General features: G+C 59.0%; 18 protein-coding genes and 1 tRNA gene. 13 read left to right on the top strand and 6 right to left on the bottom strand.

All coding sequences use genetic code 11. The annotated features are described in order from the left end of the window. Positions 1 to 17: 17 nt before the first annotated feature. Positions 18 to 1,436, bottom strand: coding sequence for a DUF1501 domain-containing protein (locus HNQ65_RS20130; RefSeq protein ID WP_184342359.1), 1,419 nt, complete (start codon positions 1,434 to 1,436; stop codon positions 18 to 20). 81 nt (positions 1,437 to 1,517) lie between these two features. Then, complete coding sequence (locus tag HNQ65_RS20125; protein WP_184342357.1) at positions 1,518 to 2,546, bottom strand: hypothetical protein; 1,029 nt, start codon at positions 2,544 to 2,546, stop codon at positions 1,518 to 1,520. 382 nt (positions 2,547 to 2,928) lie between these two features. Between HNQ65_RS20125 and HNQ65_RS20120 the strand changes: the two genes are divergently transcribed. The 7 genes from HNQ65_RS20120 (at position 2,929) to HNQ65_RS20090 (ending at position 13,685) form a co-directional block, all read left to right on the top strand. After that, a complete protein-coding gene (locus HNQ65_RS20120) occupies positions 2,929 to 4,698 on the top strand; it encodes a dynamin family protein (protein WP_184342355.1) in 1,770 nt (589 codons plus the stop codon). Positions 4,699 to 5,369: 671 nt separating this feature from the next. Next, positions 5,370 to 6,584, top strand: coding sequence for a tRNA epoxyqueuosine(34) reductase QueG (queG, locus tag HNQ65_RS20115; RefSeq protein WP_246438471.1), 1,215 nt, complete (start codon positions 5,370 to 5,372; stop codon positions 6,582 to 6,584). Between the two features lie 278 nt (positions 6,585 to 6,862). Then, positions 6,863 to 6,937 (top strand) — tRNA-Cys (locus HNQ65_RS20110). Between the two features lie 705 nt (positions 6,938 to 7,642). After that, positions 7,643 to 8,215, top strand: coding sequence for a hypothetical protein (locus HNQ65_RS20105; RefSeq protein WP_184342353.1), 573 nt, complete (start codon positions 7,643 to 7,645; stop codon positions 8,213 to 8,215). A gap of 256 nt (positions 8,216 to 8,471) precedes the next feature. Beyond that, positions 8,472 to 12,035 carry a hypothetical protein gene (locus tag HNQ65_RS20100; RefSeq protein WP_184342351.1) on the top strand — a complete coding sequence of 1,188 codons (3,564 nt, stop codon included), beginning with the start codon at positions 8,472 to 8,474 and terminating at the stop codon, positions 12,033 to 12,035. Further along, positions 12,010 to 12,468 (top strand): response regulator, encoded by a 459-nt coding sequence (locus tag HNQ65_RS20095; protein ID WP_184342349.1) that lies wholly within the window; start codon positions 12,010 to 12,012, stop codon positions 12,466 to 12,468. The genes HNQ65_RS20100 and HNQ65_RS20095 overlap by 26 nt, the downstream gene beginning before the upstream one ends. After that, a complete protein-coding gene (locus HNQ65_RS20090; RefSeq protein WP_184342348.1) occupies positions 12,465 to 13,685 on the top strand; it encodes a phosphorylase family protein in 1,221 nt (406 codons plus the stop codon). Before HNQ65_RS20095 ends, HNQ65_RS20090 begins: the two co-directional genes overlap by 4 nt. 316 nt (positions 13,686 to 14,001) lie before the next feature. Here HNQ65_RS20090 and HNQ65_RS20085 read toward each other — a convergent pair whose 3' ends face one another. Beyond that, entirely contained in the window at positions 14,002 to 14,940 is a 939-nt protein-coding gene (locus tag HNQ65_RS20085; RefSeq protein WP_184342346.1) for a cupin domain-containing protein, read from the bottom strand. A 560-nt stretch (positions 14,941 to 15,500) separates the two neighbouring features. Beyond that, the gene (locus HNQ65_RS20080; RefSeq protein ID WP_184342344.1) at positions 15,501 to 16,277 is read right to left on the bottom strand and encodes a formylglycine-generating enzyme family protein; all 777 of its coding nucleotides are present in this window, start codon (positions 16,275 to 16,277) and stop codon (positions 15,501 to 15,503) included. Positions 16,278 to 16,740: 463 nt separating this feature from the next. On the opposite strand from HNQ65_RS20080, the gene HNQ65_RS20075 reads away from it, so the two are divergent. The 3 genes from HNQ65_RS20075 to HNQ65_RS20065 are packed head-to-tail and all read left to right on the top strand — an operon-like array spanning position 16,741 to position 19,085. Next, a complete protein-coding gene (locus HNQ65_RS20075) occupies positions 16,741 to 18,030 on the top strand; it encodes a putative DNA modification/repair radical SAM protein (RefSeq protein WP_184342342.1) in 1,290 nt (429 codons plus the stop codon). Between the two features lie 9 nt (positions 18,031 to 18,039). Further along, positions 18,040 to 18,927: a TIGR03915 family putative DNA repair protein gene (locus HNQ65_RS20070; RefSeq protein WP_184342340.1), complete on the top strand. Its 888-nt coding sequence runs from the start codon at positions 18,040 to 18,042 to the stop codon at positions 18,925 to 18,927. Next, complete coding sequence (locus tag HNQ65_RS20065) at positions 18,924 to 19,085, top strand: DUF2256 domain-containing protein (protein ID WP_184342338.1); 162 nt, start codon at positions 18,924 to 18,926, stop codon at positions 19,083 to 19,085. The genes HNQ65_RS20070 and HNQ65_RS20065 overlap by 4 nt, the downstream gene beginning before the upstream one ends. Before the next feature lie 41 nt (positions 19,086 to 19,126). On the opposite strand, the gene HNQ65_RS20060 is transcribed toward HNQ65_RS20065, so the two are convergent. Then, positions 19,127 to 19,324 carry a hypothetical protein gene (locus HNQ65_RS20060; RefSeq protein WP_184342336.1) on the bottom strand — a complete coding sequence of 66 codons (198 nt, stop codon included), beginning with the start codon at positions 19,322 to 19,324 and terminating at the stop codon, positions 19,127 to 19,129. A 298-nt stretch (positions 19,325 to 19,622) separates the two neighbouring features. Here HNQ65_RS20060 and glmS point away from each other — a divergent pair, with 298 nt between their 5' ends. The 3 genes from glmS to HNQ65_RS20045 are packed head-to-tail and all read left to right on the top strand — an operon-like array spanning position 19,623 to position 23,432. Further along, positions 19,623 to 21,476, top strand: a complete 1,854-nt coding sequence (gene glmS, locus HNQ65_RS20055) for a glutamine--fructose-6-phosphate transaminase (isomerizing) (RefSeq protein WP_184342334.1) — start codon at positions 19,623 to 19,625, stop codon at positions 21,474 to 21,476. A 30-nt stretch (positions 21,477 to 21,506) separates the two neighbouring features. Beyond that, a complete protein-coding gene (locus HNQ65_RS20050) occupies positions 21,507 to 22,349 on the top strand; it encodes a hypothetical protein (RefSeq protein ID WP_184342332.1) in 843 nt (280 codons plus the stop codon). Positions 22,350 to 22,379: 30 nt separating this feature from the next. Next, entirely contained in the window at positions 22,380 to 23,432 is a 1,053-nt protein-coding gene (locus tag HNQ65_RS20045) for an NAD(P)/FAD-dependent oxidoreductase (protein WP_184342330.1), read from the top strand. A 15-nt stretch (positions 23,433 to 23,447) separates the two neighbouring features. Here the strand turns inward: HNQ65_RS20045 and HNQ65_RS20040 are convergent, their stop codons facing one another. Further along, positions 23,448 to 24,986, bottom strand: a complete 1,539-nt coding sequence (locus HNQ65_RS20040; protein WP_184342328.1) for a glycoside hydrolase family protein — start codon at positions 24,984 to 24,986, stop codon at positions 23,448 to 23,450. Positions 24,987 to 24,998 lie beyond the last annotated feature (12 nt).

Here is a 24,998-nt window from a genome sequence, read left to right as displayed (position 1 = left end):
AAAACAGCCCATCCCCCTCACCCCAAAATCCCCGGCACCAGCTCCCCATGCACATCCGTCAGCCGGAAATCACGCCCCTGATACCGGAAGGTCAGCCGCTCATGATCCAGCCCCAGCAGGTTCAGCACCGTGGCATTCAGGTCATGCGTATGCACCGGGTTCTCGGCGATGTTAAAGCCAAAGTCATCCGTCTTGCCATACACCGTCCCCGGCTTGATCCCGCCGCCCGCCATCCACATCGTGTAGGCATCCTTGTGGTGATCACGCCCCGGCGAGGTCTTGGTCCCATCCTGGTTCGCCCCCTGCCTCAGCGGCGTCCGTCCAAACTCCCCGCCCCAGATCACCAGCGTCTCATCCAGCAGCCCGCGCTGCTTCAGGTCCCGCACCAGCGCAGCCATCGGCTGGTCCACATCCTTCGCCTTCGCCGTCAGTCGTTGCTTCAGGCCGCCGTGGTGATCCCAGTCTGAATCAAACAGCTGCACCATCCGCACTCCGCGCTCGATCAGCCGTCGCGCCAGCAGGCAGTTGTTCGCAAAGGACGCCTTGCCCGGCTGCGCCCCATACATCTCCAGCGTCGCCCGGTTCTCCCGCGTGATGTCCATCAGCTCCGGCACGCTCGTCTGCATCCGGTACGCCATCTCATACTGGCTGATCCTCGTCGCGATCTCCGGATCTCCCATCACCCCCAGCTGCTGCTCATTCAGCGCCTTCACCGCATCCAGCACATGGCGCCGGTCCTTCGCACTCTGCCCCGCCGGATTCCCCAGAAACAGCACCGGTTCCCCGCTGCCGCGAAACTGGATGCCCTGATAGACACTCGGCAGAAATCCCGTGCTCCACAGCGTCGATCCCGCCCCGCCTGCCGGGCCTGACAGCAGCACCACATACGCAGGCAGGTCACGGTTCTCCGTCCCCAGCCCGTACGTCACCCACGCCCCCAGGCTCGGCCTTCCACCCTGGCCAAAGCCCGTGTGCAGAAACATCTGCGCCGGCGCGTGATTGATCTCATTCGTGTGCAGAGACTTCACCACGCAGAGGTCATCCGCCACCGTGCCCAGGTGCGGCAGCAGCTCGCTCAGCTCCAGCCCGCTCTGCCCGTGCCGTTTGAATTGAAACTCCGTCCCCGCCAGCTTCATCTCCCCGCCGATGAACGCAAAGCGCTTCCCCTTCGTCAGCTCCTCCGGGCAGTTCTGCCCGTCCATCTTCTGCAGCAGCGGCTTGTAGTCATACAGATCCAGCTGCGAAGGCGCCCCGATCATGTGCAGGTAGATGATGTGCTTCGCCTTCGGCGCAAAGTGCGGCCTCGGCACCACCGGCGCACCCGCCGCAGGCAGATCCCGCGCCAGCAGAGATCCCAGCGCCACCCCACCCAGCCCCAGACCAGACTGCCGGAAAAACTGGCGGCGGGAGACATCGAGAAAAGCGGGCGTGTTCATGGCAGGCAGGCGCAAACAGAGAGCGTGTGTTCCCGATCAAAACGTCAGCACCCACCCCGAGATTGCGCCGTGTTCACCGGCTTACAGCCACACCAGCGGCAGCGGCAGGATCAGCGCCAGATCAGCCAGCACCCGGTAAGCCTCCGAAGACACGCGCCTGCGGCCCGCATGCACCACGCCCAGCAGCAGCAGCCCTCCCAGTGCCGCACGGCCGGGAAAGAGCATCGCATGCCCCAGCACCCCGGCGCGCGTGCTCTCCAGCACAGCTGAGATGAACAGCAGCGTGCCGAGCATCAGCATCGGACTCTTGGGGTCATCCTTCAGCCCCGCCTCATGGCGTGAGATCATCTGCAGATTGCACGCAAACAGCAGCGCCAGCAGCACACACTCCAGCACCGGCTCGGCCAGCGTCTCCGGCATCGAAAGAAACCTCGTGCTCGTCGTGCACCCCATCGCAAACAGCAGCGCCGCCGCCAGCTCCTTCGGCAGCAGCAGCCCCATGCGCACATCCAGCTGCCGCAAAAAGCTCACCACCATCGCCCCTAGCACAAACAGGCTCAGCACAAACCGGTGCCCGCTCTCAAGCGGCAGCCGCGAGATCAGCAGCAGCCCCCCCAGCCCCGCGCACGACACAAACACATCCCGCATCATCCGGCTGTTCTCCGCAGACCACCCCGCCAGATACAGCGCCACCAGCAGCGCCAGCCCCACAGCCTGCCACAGCACACCCTCCGGGATCACCCCAAACGCCATCCACCCCAGCACCACCATCGCCAGCGGCACCACCCCCAGCAGCAGCACATGCCGGTGCCGGTGGTAAAAGACATGCCGCACATCCAGCTTCGCCGCATCCTTCACACCCAGCGTGTCCAGCGTCCGGTCCAGCACATAGATCACCCAGCACGCCAGCGCCAGGCCCGCATTCAGCATTGGCGTCAGCCGGATCCCATGCGCATGCGCCAGCGCCATCTGCCACAGCACCGCCACCACCGGCGCCTCCAGGCTCAGCACATGCGGCCACAGCCACCACGGCGTCCGCCGCGTGTGCGCAGCATCATCAGCCACCGCATTTGCAGGCGTGCTGTCACTGGCTGTCAGGGGTGCGGTCACAGGCCCCCTTCTTTAAATCCCCACCACACAAAAGCGAACACCTTCGCCCACGATTTTCACCCCCTCATCAGCCCATCACCCTCTCACTCTCCCATCACCCCCCTCTCCCCAATCGTTCTCGTCCTCGTCCTCCTACTCGAACTCGTCCTCGCCCCACCCGCTCCGCAAAAACCCACCAGCTTCGCATCCACGCATCGCGAGTTCGTAGTTCGGGCTTCAGCCCGTTCCGGAAATCCTCCTCTTCCTCCTGCTCCTACTCCTACTCCTACTCCTACTCCTACTCCTCCTCGCTCCATCCCCTCCGCCAACACCTCCCCACAAATCCCGCGCTGCACAGTTGCGGCCCCTATCCCCACGCGGCACCTTCCCTCTACCCCCATTCATGATAGGCGACGACTACTTCGAACTTCGCTCCCGCATCGGCACAGACCTCCTCGCTCTCGCCACCATCGTGCGCGAGTCCGGCGGCGACCCCGAGTCCGCCGCCATTCTGGACAACCTCATCGCCTCCCTCAAAGAGCCCTTCGTCTTCGTCGTCGTCGGCGAGGTCAATGTCGGCAAATCCACCTTCCTCAATGCCCTCTTCGGCCAGGACTTCTCCTCCACCGGCGTCGTCCCCACCACCGGCAAGATCCTCTTCTTCCGCCACGGCGAAGAGCACGCCATCGTCCCCATCACCCCCACCCTCGACGAAGTCCACGCACCTGTCGATTTCCTCCGCGACTTCCACATCGTCGACACTCCTGGTACCAACTCCGTCGAAAACGAGCACCAGCTCATCACCGAGCGCTTCGTCCCCATCGCAGACCTCGTCATCTTCGTCTTCTCCGCCATGAACCCCTGGGGCGCCTCCGCCTGGGAGTTCCTCCAGAAAGTCCACCGCGAGTGGATGCGCCACGTCATCTTCGTCCTCCAGCAGTGCGACCTCCGCTCCCCCGAAGAGATCCAGGTCATCACCGACTACATGGGCCAGCTCACCCGCCAGCGCTTCGGGCGTGATTTCCCCCTCTTCCCCGTCTCCGCCAAAAAGGCCTTCCTCGCACGCGGCGCCGGCATCGAGCGCGACCGCCTCCTCCAGGAAAGCGGCTACACCGCCCTCGAATCCCACATCTCCTCCATCGTCCGGCACAACTCCGCACGCCTCCACAAGCTCGCCAGCACCATGACCCTCGCTCGGCAGATCCTTGAGAGAATGCGGGAGCGCTACATCGCCGCCATGCAGCAGGCCCGCCGCAAGGCCGCCGTCCTCCAGGAGCTCCAGACCGAGCGCGAGCTCCAGGTCGACCGCACCCTCAAAAAAATCCTCCCCGCCCTCGACGCCACCGAGCGCGACTACCACGAGTCCGTCCTCCGCGTCGCCGGCCTCGCCAGCGATGCCCTCGCCACCCGCAAAGCCTTCCAGCGCAAAGACGCCGACGAAACCGCCCCCGACTCCCCCGAAGCCACCCGCCCCCAGAGCCTCGACCACCGTCTCTTCCAGGAGCTCCAGCACCGCACCGGCGACCGCTGGCGCCAGGTCGGCCTCGTCCTTGAGGAGGACGTCCATCAGTTCGAGCGCTACCTCTACGCCCAGGGCCGCGGCATCCTCTTCCCCACAGACGTCTCCCTCCCCGCCCACGACTACGGCGAAGACGAAAGCGAGCTCCGCCGCCGCTTCGGCACCCACATCGACTCCTCCCTCCGCCGCTTCGTCATCGGCCTCCAGCTCGATGAAGGCATCGAGCCCGGCCTCGAAAACGCCCGCGTCACTGCCCGCTGGTTCACACGCCTCATCGCCCCCGTCATCCTCGCCCCCGCCATCACCGCCTGGCTCGATGGCCCCGTCGGCGCCGCCATCGCTCTCGGTGCCGGCCTCCTCCTCCTCGCCGTCGTTTACCTCCTCACCCAGGTCCGTCTCAGCCAGTCGCGCAATGCCATCCTCGACAAGCTTGAGGAATCCTCCGTCACCCTCCGCGCCCTCCTCCACAAGCAGGTCACCGACGACGTCACCGCCTCCTTCACCCGCTTCCTCGATACCCTCACCCCAGCCCAGGCAGACGCCGCCCGTGTCGAGCAGGAGCAGTCCACCCAGGTCGAGCGCCTCCGCCTCCTCGGCGACTCCTTCACCGCCCTCGAGCACCAAATCCAGACCCTCACCCCCGTCGGCAGATAGGTCGGGACGCTGGTCCCCCGCCGCCGCCGAGCGTCCTCCAACATCGCCCCCCTCTCCGTGCTGGGAGCGCCGGTATTCTACCGGCTCCGGAGGCTCCGCCACACCCATTTCCCCGTGCCCGCCCGCACCTCCCCCTCCGACAACTTACAATTTTCAGTTCCCAATTCTCAGTTTTCAGTCCCTTCCCACCCACCCGCTTCCTTCAGAAATCTTTTACCATCCATTTTTTACCAGCCACCACGCCCCTCCGGCCAACTTAAAGTCCCCCCAGTTTTCAGTCTCACCGCCCGCACCTCCCCCTCCGACAATCGACAATTTTCAGTTCTCAATTCTCAGTTTTCAGTCCCTTCCCACCCACCCGCTTCCTTCAGAAATCTTTTACCATCCATTTTTTACCAGCCACCACGCCCCCCCGGCCAATTTAAAGTCCCCCAGTTTTCAGTCTCCCACACCCCCGCTCCACCCCAAACCCCTCCGACAACCTTAAACCTGAGCCGAGTCTGCGAGACAGGCGAAGCCAAACTTTAAACTCAACCCTCACCTCCCAAAACCACTGCCAGCCACGGTAAACTCCTCTCTCTGGCCAGCCACTGCAAACCACCGCCAACAACCGCAAACCACTGCAAACTCCCCACCAGCTCAAGTCCGCCCTCATCGCCCAGGCCCGCGCCTTGGGCTTTGACGACTGCCGCATCGCCCCCGCCCAGCCCGCCGCCCACCGCGCCCTTTTTGAGCAGTGGATCGCCGACGGCAAACACGGCGACATGGCCTGGCTAGCCCGCACCCCCGAGCGCCGCACCGACCCCACCCTCGTCCTCCCCGGCGCCAAATCCGTCATCCTCCTCGCCCTCAACTACTACCAAGGCGGCACCCCCTACCCCCAGGACCAATCTTCCCCCGAGCACAGCGAGTCCCCCCCATCGTCCTCGTCCTCCTACTCGAACTCGTCCTCGATCCCGCCACTCCGCCATCCCCCTTCGCCCCGCGCCCCTCAGCCATCTTCCTCCGACTCCTCCTCCCCCGAGCGCAGCGAGTCCTCCGAAGCTCAAAGAGCGAAGGACGGACAACAACCATTGCAAACCACTGCAAACCACTGCAAACCACCGCCAACTTCTTATCGAGTCGCCCGCTACGCCTGGAACAACGACTACCACGACCTCATCGAGTCAAAGCTCCGCACCCTCACCGACTTCCTCACCACCCACGGCGGCACCCAGCGCCCCTACGTCGACACCGGCCCCGTCCTTGAGCGCGACTTCGCCAGCCTCGCCGGCCTCGGCTGGGGGGGGAAAAGCACCATGCAGATCCACCGCCACCTCGGCACCTGGTTCTTCCTGGCCGACATCCTCACCACCCTCGAGCTTCCCCCCGACTCCCCCGGCCCCGACCGCTGCGGCACCTGCACCCGCTGCATCACCGCCTGTCCCACCCAGGCCATCACCGCCCCCCGCAGCCTCGATGCCCGCCGCTGCATCTCCTACCTCACCATCGAGAGCAAAGGCCCCATCCCCCTCCAATTCCGCCGCGCCATCGGCGACCGCATCTATGGGTGCGACTCCTGCCTCGACGCCTGCCCTTGGAACCGCCACGCCCAGGTCTCCCACGAGGCCACCTTCCAGGCCCGCACCACCATCTTCCAGCACACCCTGCGCGACTTCCTCCTCCTCACCGACGACACCTTCCGCGCCCTCTTCGCCAAATCCCCCATCAAGCGCATCAAGCGCCCCGCCTTCCTCCGCAACGTCTGCGTCGCCCTCGGCAATGTCGGCACCCCCGCCGACCTCCCCGCCTTACAAGCCGCCGCCCAGGACGAGCACCCCCTCATCGCCGAACACGCCCAATGGGCCATCGAAGAGATCAAGACCCGCCAGCAGGCCCCCCAGTAATCGGGGCATTCCTGCCCCGCCTCCGTACTGGGAGCGCCGATGTCCACATCGGCTCCGGCCCCTCCGCCACACCCCACACCTCCGCATCACCCCCAGCCTCCTTCTCCCCATCGTCCTCGTCCTCCCACCCGCCTCACCCCTCCCAGCCGCGCCAGCGGCTCTCAAAAACAACCGTCAACAATCGTTCAGCTATCGTAAACGGCTCGTCAGCGCCCCAACGCCCCGTCCTTGACAGCCCTCCCACCCCTGCTAAGGTCCACGGCTCTCAATTCGAGAACGGCGAGGTAGCAAAGTGGTAATGCACTGGTCTGCAAAACCGGTATGCGCGGGTTCAATTCCCGCCCTCGCCTCCACTCCACCCCCACAAGGGTTTCAGCGCAGAAAGCCCTCGAAGGGAGCGCGGACACTCCTGTCCGCTTCTGATCTCCGCAGCTCTGCTGCCTCTTAACCACTCACTCGGTCGCTGACCGGTCCTTGATTGAAACTTGCGCGATAGACCGACACCCTCGTCTTGAAGGCCAACGGCCTTCCCCGTATTTCAGCCCAGGAATGCCGCGTGTCCTCCGAAGCTCGTAGAGCGAAGGAGGAAGCTTTAGCGAGTGCTCCCCTGGGTTCCAGCATCCAATCCGGGAAGCAAACCCAGCGCCCCTCCACACGCCGCCGGGTCCCAGCATGCCTGCCCTTCGTAGCTTGAGGGAAGCACTGAACAAATGATCACGGAGCAGTTTGGAAACCGCAGAGCATTGACTTTCAGGCCTCATCTCTGCGGTCTTCTAATCTCTGCGTTGTTAAATCAGTGTTTCCTTATCAAAGAACGGGCGTCTCCTCCGCCCTTGCGCCGCAGGCCGCCCCACACTGCGTCCCGCTCTCAAGGCATGGCACCGCCACTCACCCTCCATCTCCCCACTCACAGCCACATTGGGGTTGCCCCACCACCGCACCCTGCGCGGCAAACCACGCCCTCTCCCACGTCCCAGGCTCCTTCCTCAGCCCAAAGCATCACGAAGCTCTGGCAAAAGCGCCAACCATGATCTAACTCTCCCACCTCACTGGGTGATATGAGCAATGCCTACACCGTGCTTTGGAACAGCGACCGCATCAGGATCGCCCGCAAGCACGACCTCATCGGCAGGAGCATCGACTTCCTCTTTGGCGGCCCTCACACCACCCAGCCCAGTTTCATCCGCGCCGGCGTCAAGGCCGGAGAGATCATCTATCCCGTGGCAGTTCGGGATGGCGCCCTCCACATCCTCTCCCAGATACGCGTCCGGGCCATCCTCACGGTCGATGACTTCATCGCCGAGCACCCCGATCTCTACCCTCCCGCAGAACGTCAGGGGCGGCGCGCCTTCGAGATCCTCGACCTCGGCGTCCAGCTCCACCCCTGGCTGCGCGCCTTCAACTGGACCGGTTCAGATCACGTCCTGCTCGCACAGAGCTCCACCCCCTTCAGCCTCGAAACCGTCCTCCCCTCCGAGATGCTCACGCGCATGACCCTCCGTTTCAACAAAATCGAAAGGCCCGTCAGCGGCGTCGCGGACGGCCGCCTCACCACCACCGTCGGCCTTCAGGGCATCCATCGGTTGTCATTCTCTTCTGCATGGGAGTTTGCCAGTCTGTTTCAGGCATGAGCCCAGACAGGGAAAGAGTAACGGGAAAAAGAGCGCAAACACGGGAGAGTGAAGCACCGAAAGCACGCGAAGGGAGCGCGGAGATTCGCTTCGCGGCTGCGAAGCCCCTCCGCTTCGGCTACCATTCAAGAACGGCTAGCTAGCAAAGGGGTAAGGCAAGGGCCCGCAAAACCAGTGGGCGCGGGTTCAATGCCCGCCCTCGCCTCCACTTTGACATAACAAGCTGCTTGCGAAAGAGCACACGTTTTCCTCTACCTTGACAGGAGGATCCAGAAATGAGACAACGGAAAATCTTGTTGACTACAAAGAAAATCTGAAGGGATTTATACAGATGGCCGAGAAAATTGACCGCAGATGGATTAGAATAAAAACCCAGATCCAACACTCCCGTGATCTCCCCTTAACATTAAGTGCGCTGAAGACTCTCGATAACCCGGCTTTGATTCGTAGCTGGATGCCTAACCTGATCTCAATAGAGAGGGCGAAAGCCATCATAGCACCTGCACCAAAGCCCCAAGCATTCAGTGAAATCAAGTCAGAAATCGAGTTAGTAGACACCGATTGGTGGAGAGAAGCTATATGGGTCGGAAGTATACTAGTAACGCAAAGAACTTTGCTACGTGCTTGGTATCTGGCCAGTGAAAAAATAGAAATTCATACCTTAAAAAGAGAATTTAAAGAGGCACTCACGGAGCTAGACTATCTTGAAAGACAAGTTGGAGTCTCGCTATGGTCACTAAATTGTAGGTTAGCGTTGCTCGCGCAGTCCGATGGGGTGGAGGCACAAAAAAACTTTGCCAAACAAATCTGGAACACTGAGGGGATTCACCCAATAGTGCAAATGCTTGCATACTATTCGAGTATTCGAAATGAACCCCGCGTATCGTGTTGGAGGTTTGACGGGCATACCAAAGATGCATGCGAATCCGTAGAAAGTGACGAAGATCTAGCTATTGAACAATTCATCTTCTTTTTTATCAACTTTTATGGTCCCATGGAATTTAAAAATCCTTCCAGCATTCTCTGGCGACATGGAACGTTACCAGCAATCGATTTATATTTAGCGCTAATCAAATGCGCTGCAATAGCTATAGCATCAGAAAAAGAGACGAATAACATTCCTCAAGAATGGATTTTTATAGCTAAAGCCTTGTATAAAGCGATACCAGACAATCGCCTTAACAATTTGATTTTGTGTTGGACGGGCAATATTAAAATTGACGACGGTCAAAATGACGATGAGCTCCTTGAGTGTTTTGATCATTACACACAAGGTAATTATCACGTGAGTGCAGAACTCGCTTTCAAAGCTATAAACAAAAGGCCAAATGAATTTTCATTTGTTGAGCTTGCAGCTAAATCGTGTGCTAGGATGCAAATGAGCATTACAGCAGACAAAGTGCAGCCAGCTGAAATAAGAGAGATCTTGAACGAGATGCTTCATGTATTGCTGAAAACGTTCGAAGCCGAGAAGTCCGCAAACTCCTTACGGAAGAGATGTTACATAGATTCTGACTCTGCGTTTTATGCGCAACTTTTCGGTTTCTGTCAGAGAGAATTTATGTCAGACGGTTTCGCGGTGACGCGCTATGCGCCTTCATACTCATATCTGACATCAAATCATTTTAATCCGAGGCTTGCTCTTGCTATAGAAAAAAAAGAATACCGCACTGCATATTTAACAGAACTGTTATCACGGAATCCAAATTCCCCGACTTTGCGATTGTATCTCGCAATGTTCGATGGTTCGGCGCTCACAGACGAACTTTACCTGTGCCGATCACGGTTGCAACTTTTTGAAGCACGCCGCTTAATTATGACGGGGAATGCGGAAAGTGCGATTACAGTACTTCGAAGTATTGATGCAGACGGCGACCCTCTAGCAGAACAAGATAAAATGTTAGCTCTTGTTAGGGCTGCTATAAGTGCCGGAAACTGGAGTCTCTCAATAAGGACAATGGTCTCTGCTTACGTTAAGAACCCGAACATTCTCACAAGGCTGCCCCTGCAGGAAGTGTTTCAGCATGTGCAGCGACTGGATGTATCTTCTGAATGCTATTCAGATATTGCGTTTCCGATAGCTTCACACATATGTACTCAATACTTCGGATCGGAATTCGAATTTATTAGAGACAGCGCATACGAAGAATTTCTCCATTTTTGCGGAGTAACACGTCCCTCCCAGCTTGCGGACTCAATCGCCTCTTATGACTCCGATGAATTAGTTTATTTTCTCAAAAATGTTAGCATAGAATCAGCGTTAGATAACTTGATAACTTTTACAAGCACAGAAGATATTCAGCATGAAAGAATTGCGATCCTACGTTTGATAATGAGTATCAGGCCAGAAGAAAGCCACTATTGTTCCGAACAAATCAAGGAAATAACCAAAGTTTTGGTAGTAAGACGTGCACTTCGTCAGGTAGAGCAGAGCGGCATACACGTAGAAGTTAACGGAATTAAACGCGTCATTGAAAAATCTTTGCGCGAGAGTTACACTAGGTATCAGGATCTTTGTGCGAGCGATAATATAGGTGTTAATACGGATTTCCTAATTCGCTTGGGTTTGGCTTTGAGAGTAGACGGGTCTGACTTCCAGCTTTTGTTACCTGGAGATGAAAGGCGTAGCCTACTGACCGAGATGTTTTGTGAAGTTCGCGATCACTTTGTATCAAATAACGAATTCGGCTTAGATGGATATTTGAGTACCGGAATGCGCCACGGTACGCTGGCCGGCCAACTCAGAGCGCCTTTTGAGAGAGAGAATCTTATCACTCAGCGGGATGACAATACAAATATATATCGTGACCCTCAGGTTTGGTTAGAGCACTATTCAGGTTTTCCTACAGAGAAAAAGGAAAGCCTTGCAGAAAGTATTCGAAGGTTTTCTATGGACATAGACGCGCTAATTGAGCGCACACGTGTCCAGTGGATACAAATTCGCACTGAACGTTCGACAGGAGAGGGAATGTTTGATTTTCGTGTGCCGTCGTATGTTATAACAGCGCTTCAACAGGTTATCGAATCAACAACGTCCTACGAAAACTTTATCGATCTTTTATTCGATAGTCTATGGCAAATAACAGATGAGTGCCTACAACTTGTACGCGAAGAAATAACAGTAACTTTAAAAAATGACATTTCTAAAAGAGTTAGCTCGCTGGAAAATGAGATCAGGTCTTTAATGGCGGATCAAGCCAATGCTGAGATACTTGCCGCAATAACACGATCAGGGACAGAGTCACAATATGCAGTTGATAAAATCGCTAATTGGTTCAGACGAGCACCCATTCCGGAAATGGAACCTTACTCGATGGACTTGCCAATTAGTATCGCCAAAGAGTTCATGTTGAACCTGTTTCCTAACTGTAAACTCGATATAAAAGTATATATACACTCGGAGTTGCAACTTCACGGAGCCTCGCTGAAAAGTGTCGTTCAAATTTTGTTCATTTTGCTAGATAATATTAAAAATCATAGCGGATTGTTGAGCGTGGAAATTCCTGTCGATGTCATAGTCAAAAACGACGAAAATTTGTTAACCCTGGAGGTAATAAATGATCTTGCGAGTGTGCCTAACATTGAGACCAGAAGAGAACACCTCCGCTCTGTTCTTCTGGATGTCGGGCAAGGAAACCGTTTTAGTTCCGTTCCCATCGAGGGGGGTAGTGGCCTGCAGAAGATTGAACGCATAAGTAGGGTTGACTTACAATGTGACCCCAAACTTATTTTTGACTTTGTGGAAGGAAATCGTTTTTTCGCCCAGGTCTCGCTGCCGTATAAAAATCTTATTTATGAAAATACTGATAGTAGAAGATGACCAGAATAAGCTGGCCCAACTGAGGTCGTTCATACTACAGCATACGCCCTCGATTTTTATAGAGTCTTGCTGCTCATATAGAAGTGCTTTGGCACGCCTCTTAGAGGAAGAGCCTTTTGACTTAATATTATTAGATATGTCAATGCCTACATTCGATAAATCTCCCTCGGAAAGTGGAGGTCGGAACAGGCCCTTCGGAGGGAAAGATATTTTAAGAAAGCTTAAGCACAAGGGTGTCAAAACGCCGGTTGTTGTTGTCACACAATTTACCCATTTTGGTGAGGGAAAAAGTTGCATTTCCCTCGATGTCTTAAAGCAGCAATTGGCGGAAGAAGGCTTCGAGAATTATCAGACTACTATATTTTACAATGCGCAGGGGACAACATGGGAGGTTGAACTTAAACATTGGCTTTCACATGGAGGTCTAAAATGATCAAAATATTAATTGTAGACGACAGCCCGGAGAAGAGAGCTTCAATTCTTGACGCTATTAGAAGTGTGCCAAAAGCGCATGAGCTCGACATTAAAGAAGCTACTTGCATTATTAGTGCCAAAGAAAAAATGTTGTCTGAAACATTTGACTTGTGTATTCTCGACATTCATCTGCCCCAGCGAAATGACGATACACCGAGGCCCCGCGGAGGAGTCGATTTAATCACAGCAGTGTGCAGTAGTCCACGCTATCAACGACCCCGTTCCATTATTGCTCTAACGGCATATCAGGAAATAAAAGACGAGACTTCCGCTGCCTTTGCTAACAATAACGTTGTTGTGTTGCACTACGATCGCTCAGTGTATGGGTGGCAATCCACAATTTCAATTGAAGTAGAGCGGCTTCTCGTAGACCATGATCGGCAGAATAGTGACTTTGGCTTCGATGTATGTATTCTTACTGCCCTCCACGATCCTGAATTGAAAGCGGTCCTCCAGTTGGACTACTCATGGAGCGTTGCTCACTGCTCATCTGATTCAAGACAGTATTATAAAGGAACTCTGGTTTCCGGTGATAAGTCTCTTCGCATAGCAGCAATGGCCGCTCAACAGATGGGAATGCCCGCTGCAGCAGTACTCGCTTCAAGGATGATTCATGAGTTCAAACCCAAATATTTAGTAATGGCCGGTATTGCTGCAGGTGTGAAAGGAGAAGTTGAGTACGGGGACGTTTTAGTTGCAGATCCTTCCTTTGATTATCTTAGTGGTAAACTGAAGGCCGGTGAGAATTCAAATACGTTCTTACCTGATCCACTACCATTTAGGTTGGACTCTTTCATATCTGACATTGTTCGATCAGTTGCGGCTGACGAAAATGCTTTAACTGCAATTCGCTCCAAATGGAGAGGTCATAAACCAAATCACAACTTAGCGATTAGAATTGGTCCCCTAGCCACCGGATCCACGGTTTTAGCGTTTGATGGCTCTTTGGAGGAAACACGCACTAACTGGAGAAAACTGATTGGATTTGATTTGGAAACATATGGCGTTTTTTGCGCCGCTAACCACTTTGGTGTACCTAGGCCATTCGTTCTTTCCGCCAAAGCGGTCACAGACTTTGCTGATGGAGTTAAAGATGACAAGTGGCGGGAATATGCGGCTTACACAAGTGCGGGTGTTATAGACTTGGTTCTCCAGCAACTTATTAAGGTTGTCTAACAGGCTGCCACCGAATGACGGCAGTGAAAATTTCCGCCTCAGTCAAAAAATCAGCGCCCCCTTTCCAAAGGGCAACCGTCATTACCTCTCGTTCCAAAATCTAGCCTCCTTGAGTTCTGACGTTCAGCTCAGGGCCTTGTATGTTCCACCACGGGCGCTCCCTAGCCTGGTTCACCCGTCTTGAAAATTATCACCAGCGCCGTCGTCACAACACCGTCCGTACATCCCGGAACCAAGGCCAACCCGGAATCTTCGACGCCCCAGCCGCTAGGCCTCTTTGGTGCGCCACCCGGCATAGCCTTCACAACGCCCCGCCTCAATACCCACGCGCAAACTGGATGTCGAGTGTCTGCATGTAGGTGTGCAGACCCGCATCCTGCACCGGCAGCACGATGGCGTCCTCGTCGCTTTCGTTGTGGTGGGAGTGCCACCAGCCGGGCGGCGTCACAAACGCGCCACCGGCCACCCAGTTGGCGCGCACCGGGTCAATGATGTTGCCATCGGCATCCAGATCGCGGCCGATCATGGTGTAAACGCCCTCCGTGGCCTTCACCGCGAAATCCAGCGCGATGGAGTTGTGCCGGTGCGCCTTCTGTTTGCTCTTCGCAGGCAGCAGATTGTACAGCGACCACATCGAGTGCGTCAGCGTTTTCGTCTGCGGGCAGTCAGGATTCGCCAGCAGGATGCCGTTGCGGTTCTTGTCCTTGCCCTCGTTCTCCTTTCGCACCTTCTCCAGCTCGCTCGTCAGCAGCTCACGGGAGAAATACAGCGGCCGGAACCTCGGGCTGGTCGGCTTCGCACCCAGGAAATCCATCAGCGGCTGGTCGTTCACCCAGTAAAAGGCGCTGTCCTCACTCGCGCAGTGCCGGATCTCCCCGGTCACAGGCAGCGCAAACAAATCGCCCGTTTTCCAGCTCAGCCTCTTGCCATCGATCACGCTGAAACCCGCACCGCGAATCACATAAAAGACCTGGCTGCTGGCATGGCAGCAGGTGGCCAGCTCCTCACCTGGGGCGATATGCACAAAATGGGCCAGAAGATTCGGCCCCGTGGCCGGGTGGCTCGTTTGCAGCTTCTGCGACAGCTCCAGCGGAATGATCTTGCTCTCCGCCACGTGATGCATCGACGGCGGAAACACATCAATGCCGATCTTCGGCATGCGCGGATTCGCCGCGCTGCCATACTCAAAGAACAAGCCGTGCTTCTCCCATTCGTCGTTGCAGGTCGGGGCGGAATCTGAAGAGGTGGCAGTCATGGCGTTGGGCTGAGTGTCCGCCCAAGAATAGGCATCAGGGAAGCCGCAAGGGAAGCAATTTCGTCAGTCACAGCCCCTCCCCCGTCCCAGGCGCCCAGCCACGCTCCGGCGGAGAGGAATCGTCCCGATCCCTCACGCTCCCACATCGCCCAGCATTCCCGCGCCTCCACCTTCAGCCCCGTTTTCAACCCATCAGGCACTCCGTTCTAAAAACCTCTTTATCCAACCCCTGCTTGTCCTCCGGAGCTTTAGCGAAGGGGGACGGTGCAAATCTCCGGCCCCATTCCCCAGTCCATTTTTCTTCTTCTTTCCTCTCTTTCGGCCCATCCCCTCCGGCCAACCACCGCCCCGCATTCCCGCGCCACCACAAAGCCAAGCCTCCCGCACCTCATCCAATTTCCGAACCCTCTTCAATCTCTGCCACCTCTGCTCCTTGGCCCCTCTGCGGCAAACCGAACGTCCCCAAGCCCCGCCCCCGGAAATGAGCTCCGCGAACCGTCGGCCAACCACCGCAAACAACGGCCAACCATCGCAAACCACCGCCAACTCCCCCCTCTCCCTCAACGCCCCACCAGCACACACCGGAACCCCCGGTACATATCCCGCGTGGTCGGCGCGTGATGCAGCCGGTCGGACGACAGCAGACTCAGCGGATCATAACACCACGATCCACCGCGCAGCACTCTCTCCTTGCGCTCTTGGTTATACCAGTCCTCACACCATTCCCACACGTTGCCGCTCAGATCATAGAAACCCAGCTTGTTAGGCCTGAAACTCATCACCGGCGCCGTCGTCACAAAGCCGTCCGTGTATGCCGGAACCACGACCATGCCCGGAATCCTCGATGCCCCGGCCGTGTCGGCCAGATTCGCCACACCCGCCGGCGGCGGCCACGTTTTCCCCCACGGATAAATCTCCTTCAGCTTCGCATCCAGCTTCTCCGGCGTCAGCCCTCTTTCCTCCTTCGTCGCGATGCCCGCCGCATAACTCCACTCCCGGTCCGTCGGCAGCCGATACACCCGGCCCTCCTTTTGGCTCAGCCACTCACAAAACGCCACTGCATCCTCCCAGTTCACATTCACCACCGGGTGGTCATCCCCCTCGCTCACCGGCACCCCATAGGCCTCGATCTTCTTCCAAGTCATGTCGATCTTCGGATTCGCCTTCGCATACGCCGCATAATCGCTCTTCCGCGTTTCATGGATGCACATCAAAACCTTCGTGCCAGGCACCGTCACAAACTTCATCCCCAAAGAATTCACCACCGCATCTCCTCCCCAGGCGCAATCCGCGCCCACGCCCAAACCCACCAGCAGCATCAATAAAGCCAATTTCATTCTCTAGAAGAATCACCCATCAGCCAGCTTGTCACGCTTAAACCGCTAGAAAAAATTGCCAGCCCAGAATGGCGATTGATTAAGCCTCCTGCCGATGCCCATCACTCCGAGGAACTTCCCAGAACTCATGGCACGGCTGCCTTAGCAAGCCGAGGCGGTTTGCAGCTACCTCCCCCCCTCGCCAACTCCCCCCCTGTCCCCCTCCGGCAACTTCAAACCTCAAACTTGAAACCTGAAACCCCCCAGTCAGCCAACCGCAACAACCTTGCCGTATTGCCGAATCCGACACAAAACCCCGCCTTTTCCCCACCCGAAATCGCCTCACCCGCGACGCCCAACTTGAAACTTAAAACTTGAAACTTTTAACTCCAACCGTCCCTTGAATATGTTCTAAAGAACAGCATAGAATCGCGCGGCACGAAACCGCTCCGAAACGTAAAACCCGGAGTCTCCCGGCAGAAACATGGACGTCACGCGCAAACTCGAAATCCTCGCCGATGCGGCGAAATACGACGCATCCTGCGCCAGCAGCGGTGCAGCGCGGAAAGACTCCCGTGGCAGCCAGGGCGTCGGCTCCACCGGCGGCATGGGCATCTGCCACTCCTACACCCCCGACGGGCGTTGCGTCTCCCTCATGAAGGTGCTCCTCACCAACGCCTGCCTCTACGACTGCCACTACTGCATCAACCGCAGGTCCAGCAACGTCACGCGTGCCAGGTTCACTCCAGACGAGGTGGTGCAGCTCACCCTCGACTTCTACAAGCGCAACTACATCGAAGGCCTCTTCCTCAGCAGCGGCATCATCCGCAGCGCCGACCACACCATGGAGCTCGTCATCGAAGTCGCCCGCAAGCTCCGCGAGGTCCACCACTTCCGCGGCTACATCCACCTCAAGACCATCCCCGAAGCCTCCCAGGACCTCATCGCCCTCGCAGGCCGCTACGCCGACCGCATCAGCATCAATGTCGAGCTCCCTAGTCAGCACAGCCTCAATACCTTAGCCCCGGAAAAAAACCTCGCCCGCACCCAGCAGGCCATGGGTCACATCCGTGGAAAAATCGACGAACGCCACGCCGAAAAGCGCAAACCCAACACCCCCAAACCACCCCCCTTCGCCACCGGCCAGAGCACCCAGATGCTCGTCGGTGCCGATGCCTCCACAGACGCCACCATACTCGGCTGTGCAGACCAGCTCTACTCCGCGCATCGCCTCCGCCGCGTCTATTACTCCGCCTTCAGCCCCATCCCCGAGCCCTCCGCCATCCTCCCCCTCAAGGCCCCGCCCCTCATCCGCGAGCACCGCCTCTACCAGGCCGACTGGCTCCTCCGCTTCTACGACTTCAAGGTCGAAGAAATCGCCTCCCCCTCCTCCCCCAACCTCGACCTCGCCCTCGACCCCAAGCTCTCCTGGGCCCTCCAAAACCGCGCCACCTTCCCCGTGGATGTCAACCGCGCCCCCCGCGAGCTCCTTCTCCGCGTCCCCGGCCTCGGCGTCCGCAATGTCGAGCGCCTCCTTGCAGCTCGGCGCTACACCCGGCTGCGTCTTGCAGACCTCATCCGCCTGCGCCTGCAGATGAAAAAGATCCTCCCCTTCATCTCCACCGCCGACCACCACCCCGCCCGCCTCGGCCTCGACAGCGACTCCCTCCGCGCCCGCTTCCTCCCCCCGCCCGAGCAGCTCGAAATCAACTTCGGCGCCCCACCCGCCCCCACCCCCGCCGACTTCATCTCCGCGCGCTCTGGCGAGCTTTAGTGCCACTCCATGCGCACCGTTGTCATCCAGCCCGAATACGAAGCCTGGCGCAGCGCCGCCCGCCAGCTCCTCGCCCAGCGCGTGCCGCCAGAGGACGTTCTGTGGGCCGATGACGCTCAGGAATCCCCCCTCTTCATGCAGGAAGAGCCCGCCCAGATGGCCGCGCCTGCAGCACCGCCCGTCAAAGTCCCCCCCGCCTTCCTCGATCTCGCCCGCAGCGCCGCCGCGCACACCGATGCACGCCGTTGGGCCATGCTGTATCGCGTCCTCTGGCGGCTCACCCTCGGTGCCGAGCGCCACCTTCTCTCCATGCCCACCGACCCCGACATCCGCCAGCTCCAGGACTGGTGCAAAGCCGTCGGCCGCGACATCCACAAAATGCACGCCTTTGTGCGTTTCCGCCTCGTCAGCACCCATCCTGCCACCGGGCGTGAGCAATTTGTCGCCTGGTTCGAGCCCGAGCACCGCATCGTCCGTCTTGCCACCCCCTTCTTTGAAAAGCGCTTCGCCGGCATGGACTGGTCCATCCTCACCCCCTACGAATGCGCGCACTGGGATGGCACCCGGCTGCATTTCACCGCAGGAGTGCCCCGTAGCAGCGCTCCAGACGAAGACGCCCAGGACGAGCTCTGGCGCACCTACTACCGCAGCATCTTCAATCCCGCCCGCGTCAAGATCAGCGCCATGCAGTCCGAGATGCCCAAGAAATACTGGAAAAATCTCCCCGAAGCCTCCCTCATCGCCGATCTCATCGCAGGAAGCAGCAGGCGCGTGCAGGGCATGCTGGAAACCGAGGAGCGCAGCGTCAAACCCGCCCCCAACAACGCCTACCTCCAATCCCTCCACGCCCTCAACCAGCAGCAGAAATCTGTCACCCCAGACCCCGGCCTGCCATGAAAGGCGTCAAAAAGCAGCATCTGCCCAGCAAGCCCTGCCTCACCTGCGGCCGCCCCTTCACCTGGCGCAAAAAGTGGGAAAAAGTCTGGGATGACGTCAAATACTGCAGCGACCGCTGCCGCCGCTCCCGGCCTGGCTCAGCCAGCACCTCAAGCTAGAGCCGCAGCGCCGCGCATTAATCATGCAGCACGGCACAGCCTTACCGCCCGCTGAACCCGCCAAAGCTGCCGCCGAATCCACCTCCCGCACCGCCTCCCCGGTAGCCGCCCAAATTGCTGGCACAGCCGGGGCCACGACGGTAGCCAGGGTAGCCGTTGCCGTAATAGGGGCCCTCGCATGAACTGAGCGCCCCCAGGGCGAGAATTCCGGTCAGAAGGAGAAGAAGCTTCGTTTTCATGACTGTCAGGTCTGACGCTCCTTCTGCGGCTCTATTCATCCAAAGCCACATAAAACGGTGCACCAGACGATAATGCGATACGGAGACGGCCAATCCGGTGATGCACGTGCTTTTCCTGATTTTTCCCGTAACGGACTTCCTTTCAATAAACAAAAATGCAGGGCCATGAACTGCTGGCGTGGGTTCTGCGTGGGGTTATGGTACCAGCTCTGCCCTCCGGCGCGCTCTGGAGGCGGGTTCTGGCTTCGTTTTCCCTCCCTTTCTCTCATCTTCACTTACTTCCCCACTCTTCTCTCTCATGTGCGGCATCGTTGGTTATGTAGGCAATCGTCAGGCAAGTTCCATCCTCCTGGACGGGCTGCGTCGTCTGGAATATCGCGGCTATGACTCCGCAGGCATGGCCCTCAATGGCGGCGGCGAGAGCCTGCGGATCGTGAAGCGTGCGGGCCGCATCGACAACCTGCGCCAGGCTGTGGCCGAGGTGAAACCTCTGGGCACCATGGGCATCTCCCACACCCGCTGGGCCACCCACGGCCCCGCCACGGACGTCAACGCCCACCCCCACCCCGACCAGTCCGGCAAGCTGGTGCTGGTGCACAACGGCGTGATCGAAAACTACCAGACCCTGCGCGACCAGCTCACCGCCAAGGGCCATACCTTTCAGTCTCAGACAGATACAGAGGTGCTCTCCCACCTCGTCGGCACCTACTTTGACGAATCCACCGAGAAAGACGGCACCCTGCGCCTCGTCAATGCGGTGAAGGCCGCCCTCGCCCGAGTGAAGGGTACCTACGGCATCGCCGTCATGCATGGGGACCTGCCCGGCGTCATCGTCGGCGCACGCCTCGGCAGCCCGCTCATCGTCGGTCTCGGCAAGCAGGAGCACTTCCTGGCCAGCGACGTCTCCGCCGTGGTGAATCACACCCGCGACGTCGTGTACCTCAATGACTACGACATCGTCACCATCACCCAGGACCGCTACGATGTGCAGTCCCACCAGGGAGAGCCGGCGGAGGTGAAGGTCAGCCGCGTGGAATTCAGCGCGGACGATGCAGAGAAAGGTGATTTCCCCCACTACATGCTCAAGGAGATCTACGAGCAGCCCACCTCCCTGCGCAATGCCATGCGCGGCCGCCTATCGCGCGATGAGTGCACCGCCATCATGGGCGGGCTGAACATGAGCCCGAAGGAACTGGTGCAGATTGACCGCATCATCCTCGCCGGATGCGGCACCGCCTACCACGCCGCCATGGTGGGCGAGTACCTCATCGAATCTCTCGCCCGCGTGCCCACGGAAGTGGAAATTGCTTCCGAATTCCGCTACCGCAACGTACCTGCCAACAAAAACACGCTCCAGTTTGTCATGAGCCAGAGCGGCGAGACCATCGACACCTTGGCCGCCATGCGCGAGGGCCAGCGCAAAGGCATCCGCTGCCTCGGCATCGTCAATACCGTGGGCAGCACCATCGCCCGTGAGAGCGACGGCGGCGTGTACATCCACGCCGGGCCGGAGATCGGCGTGGCCGCTACGAAGACCTTCACCTCGCAGGTCACCATTCTCACCCTGCTCAGCCTGCTGCTCGGCCGAATCCACCACCTGTCCAGCGTGGACGGGCTGGAGATGATCGACGAACTGGAGGCCCTGCCGGACAAAATCGTGCAGATCCTCAAACAGGCGGACAAAATCAAGGCTATTGCTGAAAAGCACTGCAATGCCGACGGCATGCTCTTCATGGGCCGCCAGATGAACTACCCCGTGGCGCTGGAAGGCGCGCTGAAGATGAAGGAGATCAGCTACATCTACGCCAGCGGCCACCCCAGCGCCGAGCTGAAGCACGGCGTCATCGCTCTGGTCAAGCCGGACATGCCCTCCGTCTTCATCGCCCCGGACGACGCCGTCTTTGATAAAAACGTGAGCAACATCGAGGAAGTGCGTGCGCGCAAAGGCCCGGTGATCGCCGTCACCACTGAAGGCCGCACCGAGCTGGAGCGCATCACCGACGACGTCATTTACGTGCCGGACTGCCCGTCCTACCTGACGCCCATCCTCAATGTGGTGCCGCTGCAGCTTCTCTCCTACTACACCGCCGTCGCGCGCGGTTGTGATGTGGATAAACCAAGAAATCTGGCAAAAAGCGTCACGGTGGAGTAGAGTCTGCTCAGAGACTCCCAACTCCCCCACATGCCTGCAGCTCCGTACCGCACCCGCCACCCGCTCACTATTTGTGCCGCTGTGGTGGGTTTGTGCCTGGGCTGGCAGGTGCTGGCAAGCAGGGCGCTCGCTTCGGGAGACGACCCCGCCCCGCCGGAGGCCGCCACCCCGGCCGCACCCGCAGAGCAGACTCCGGCGGACTTTCTCGACCATCTAGGACAGCGGGTAAAAGCGCGCTGGCGTCTGCAGTTCCGCCCGCCACCGCCCACCCCACCTGCTGATCGCGGACGTGCCGCACTCATCCTCGGCAGTCTCATGGCAGACAGTTTCCTCGTCTGGCAGGCCAGTGACTCCCAGCAGTTCCGCAACAACAACCAGGAAGTCCTCAGCTACTGCCGCATGCTCGGCCTGGGGGAAAAGCTCAGCCCCCGCCTCATGGCGCAGGGAAAGATGGCCGAGAGCAACGAATGGAAGGAACTGCGCAGCGAGATCGTGGATGACCACCAGGAAATGCTGCGTCTGCTGCGGGAGCAGCGGGACGACGACCTGGCCGTGATGATCGACCTCGGCCTGTGGCTGCGGCTTTTGGAGATTTCCACCAATCTCGTGGTGGAAAACGCCGCCGAGGAGGTGCGCCCGCTTTGTATCGGCTCCCCTGCCGTGCTGCAGTCGATCCGTGACGACTTCAACCGCATCAGCCTCCCCCGGCATGACGAGACCATGATCAAGCAGATCGGCGCCCACTTGGAGGCCATCAGCACCCTCTGGCGCGTCCCCCAGCCCGCCACTCCCACTCAGGAGCAGGTCTCGCAGACCCAGGAAAAGCTCCACGCCATCATGCACGCCATGGTGGAAAAGCCCCAGCAGCCGTGAGGCGGGGGCTGCGGAACGAGCGTCTATTCCATGCCCTCCCCACGCATTCTCATCATTGGCCAGGGGCTCGCCGGTACGGCGCTGGCGTGGCGGCTGTGGGAGCGTGGAGTGCCGTTTCTGATCGTTGATCGGGCGGAGGCGCTGACGTGCTCCAAGGTGGCCGCGGGGCTCATGACGCCGATCACCGGCATGCGGCTGACGGTGAGCTGGCGCTATGCGCAGTTTTACCGCGAGGCGCTGCCTTTTTACCGCCGCTGCGGGCGGCTGCTGCATCAGCGTTTCTGCTTCCCGCGTGGGTATGTGCGCCTGCTGAAGAGCGAGGCCGAGATCGCCAAATGGCACAAGCGCCGACAAGACGCGGACATGCAGCCCTTTCTGCATCCGCAGCGGCCCGTGCTGGATGCCGACGTCATTCACGCGCCGGAGAACGGCTTTCAGCAGCGCCATGCCGCCTGGCTGGACACACCTGCATATCTGGAGGCCAGCCGCGGCTTTTTCGAGCAGCAGGGTGCGTGGATGCAGGCTCATGTGAAGCCGGAGGATGTGCATGACGATGCCGCAGGTGTGGAGTGGCGCGGGGAGCTCTTTTCCCATGTCATCTGGGCGCAGGGCTGGAACGCGCAGCAGCATCCGCTTTTCCACTGGGTGCCCTTCCAATCCGCGCGCGGCACGATTTTGACCGTGCAGGCGGACCTGCGAGGGGAGCGCCGCATTCTCAACCGCTCATGCTGGCTGCTGCTGCGGCCGGATGGCAGCCTGCGCGCAGGCTCCACCTATGAGTGGCAGTTTGATAATCCCCACACGCCCGCGCCAGATCAGCTCCAGCAGTTGGAGCAAAACCTGGCCAGCCTGCTCAAGGTCCCGGCGCAGATCACGGCGGCGCAGACTGCTGTGCGTCCCATTATCAAAAACCACCAGGCGCTGATGGGAACGCATCCCTCGCATCCACGCGTGGCCTTTCTCAACGGACTCGGCTCCAAGGGCTCTCTGCGAGCCCCTTGGCTGGCACGCCACCTTGTCGAGCACCTGCTGGACGGTGCTGCGCTCGATCCCGCTTTTGATCTCCAGCACAATGGAGTGTGAGCTGACCAAGGGGCATTATTCAAACTTGAGCGAGTACAAATCCGCATCATCCAACACGAAGCGCAGGCGCACGGGTTTGCCGGAGAGGGGGCTCACATCGGGACCTGTTTTCCAGGTGACAGTACGGTCGAGAGAATCGCCAAAGACGGGCTGTGAATCGGCGAGCGTGTAGCCGGGGAGCGGCTTGCCGTCTGCATCCTGGATCTCCACCTGGATGCCACCCGCAGCGGAGCTGGCGAAGTTCAGGGTGAGCGCCTTGCCGGTGAAGGTGAGCGGCTTGGTGATGAGTTCGCCGCCGCTTCTGGGGGCATGGATGGAGACAAAGCCGTCGAGCCGCAGGGTGTAGCGGCGGAGGGCGCTGCTCCTGCCGGTCCAGTAGCTCTCGGTGGCGTAGAGGCTGAGCTCATTGGGGGCACCTTCCAGCGCAGATTTGGTCTCCACCGGATGCCAGGCGATGTATTGGTGGCCGTAGTTCCAGGTGCCGGGTCGCTCGATGCCGGGCGGCAGGAAAGCTTCATTCCAGCGCTTGAACTTCACGCCGTCGCGGCTGGCCATGAAGAGCCCCTCGGTGATGGCCATGCCGTAGCGGTCGCTAGACTTGGAGCGCCATTCGCGGTGCTCGCGCTCCGGCAGCGCGCGCATGCTGTCTGCCCAGCCGCGCTCAGTGTAGCGCGTGGGAAAGCCGAGCAGCAGATGCGGGGCGCGGTGGTAGGGCTTGACCTGATTGGTGTAGAGCTGCTCAGGCGGGGAATCCACATAGGTGAGATCGTGCTGGTTTTCCCAGTGGATGAAGTCCTTCGAGGTCGCCGTGCGGATGGCGCGGTCGCCTGAGGGCTTCCAGTTTTTTTCATCGGTGGTGCCGCCGGTGAAGTAGCGCCAGTAGGCGCGATACTGGCCGCTGTGGGCATCCCAGAACGCGAGGTTCTGCGAATCAAACGCGCCATCGGTGATGACGGGCGCATCGGCCATGGGGGACCAGCGCAGGCCATCGGGTGACTTGAGCGCGAGCAGTCCCTTGGGTGAATTGGAGCGCACGATGGCCTTGTATTTTGCGTCCGCAGGCGCGGCGGGATTTTCATCTTTGAAGACGGCGGGATGGCCGCCATCGGGGTTCACCTTTCCCATCATGCCGTGGGGGATGACGATGTTGTTGGCCTTGGAGCCTTTGAACTCATGCAAGCCCAGCTCGGGCTTGCGCCAGTGGATGCCGTCATCGCTCTCCGCGTAGCAGGTGAAGAGCGGGTGCTCGCCAGTATTGACCTTGCCCGGTGCTGTGACGGTGAGCTGCCAGCTCTTGTAGTACATGCGGTACTTGTCCCCGTCTTTGAAGACACTGTGATAGCCGCTGCCGCTGCCCTCCCAGGGCGCGTCATGCAGCAGCGCGATCTCCTGGATCTGCGGATGATGCAGTTGCTGTTTGGCCTTGCCGGTGAGCTTGTCGATGAGGAAATCATCCACAAACAGCTCGCGGCGGGAGCCGATGTCGATGGTGCTGTCGGCAGCCAATGCAGAGAAGGACCCAAGAACCAGGCAGGAGGAGAGAATCAGCTTCATGGCAGAACTACG

This window comes from Prosthecobacter vanneervenii (assembly GCF_014203095.1).
Taxonomy (GTDB): Bacteria; Verrucomicrobiota; Verrucomicrobiia; order Verrucomicrobiales; family Verrucomicrobiaceae; genus Prosthecobacter; species Prosthecobacter vanneervenii.
This window is presented reverse-complemented; position numbering and strand designations above follow the sequence as displayed.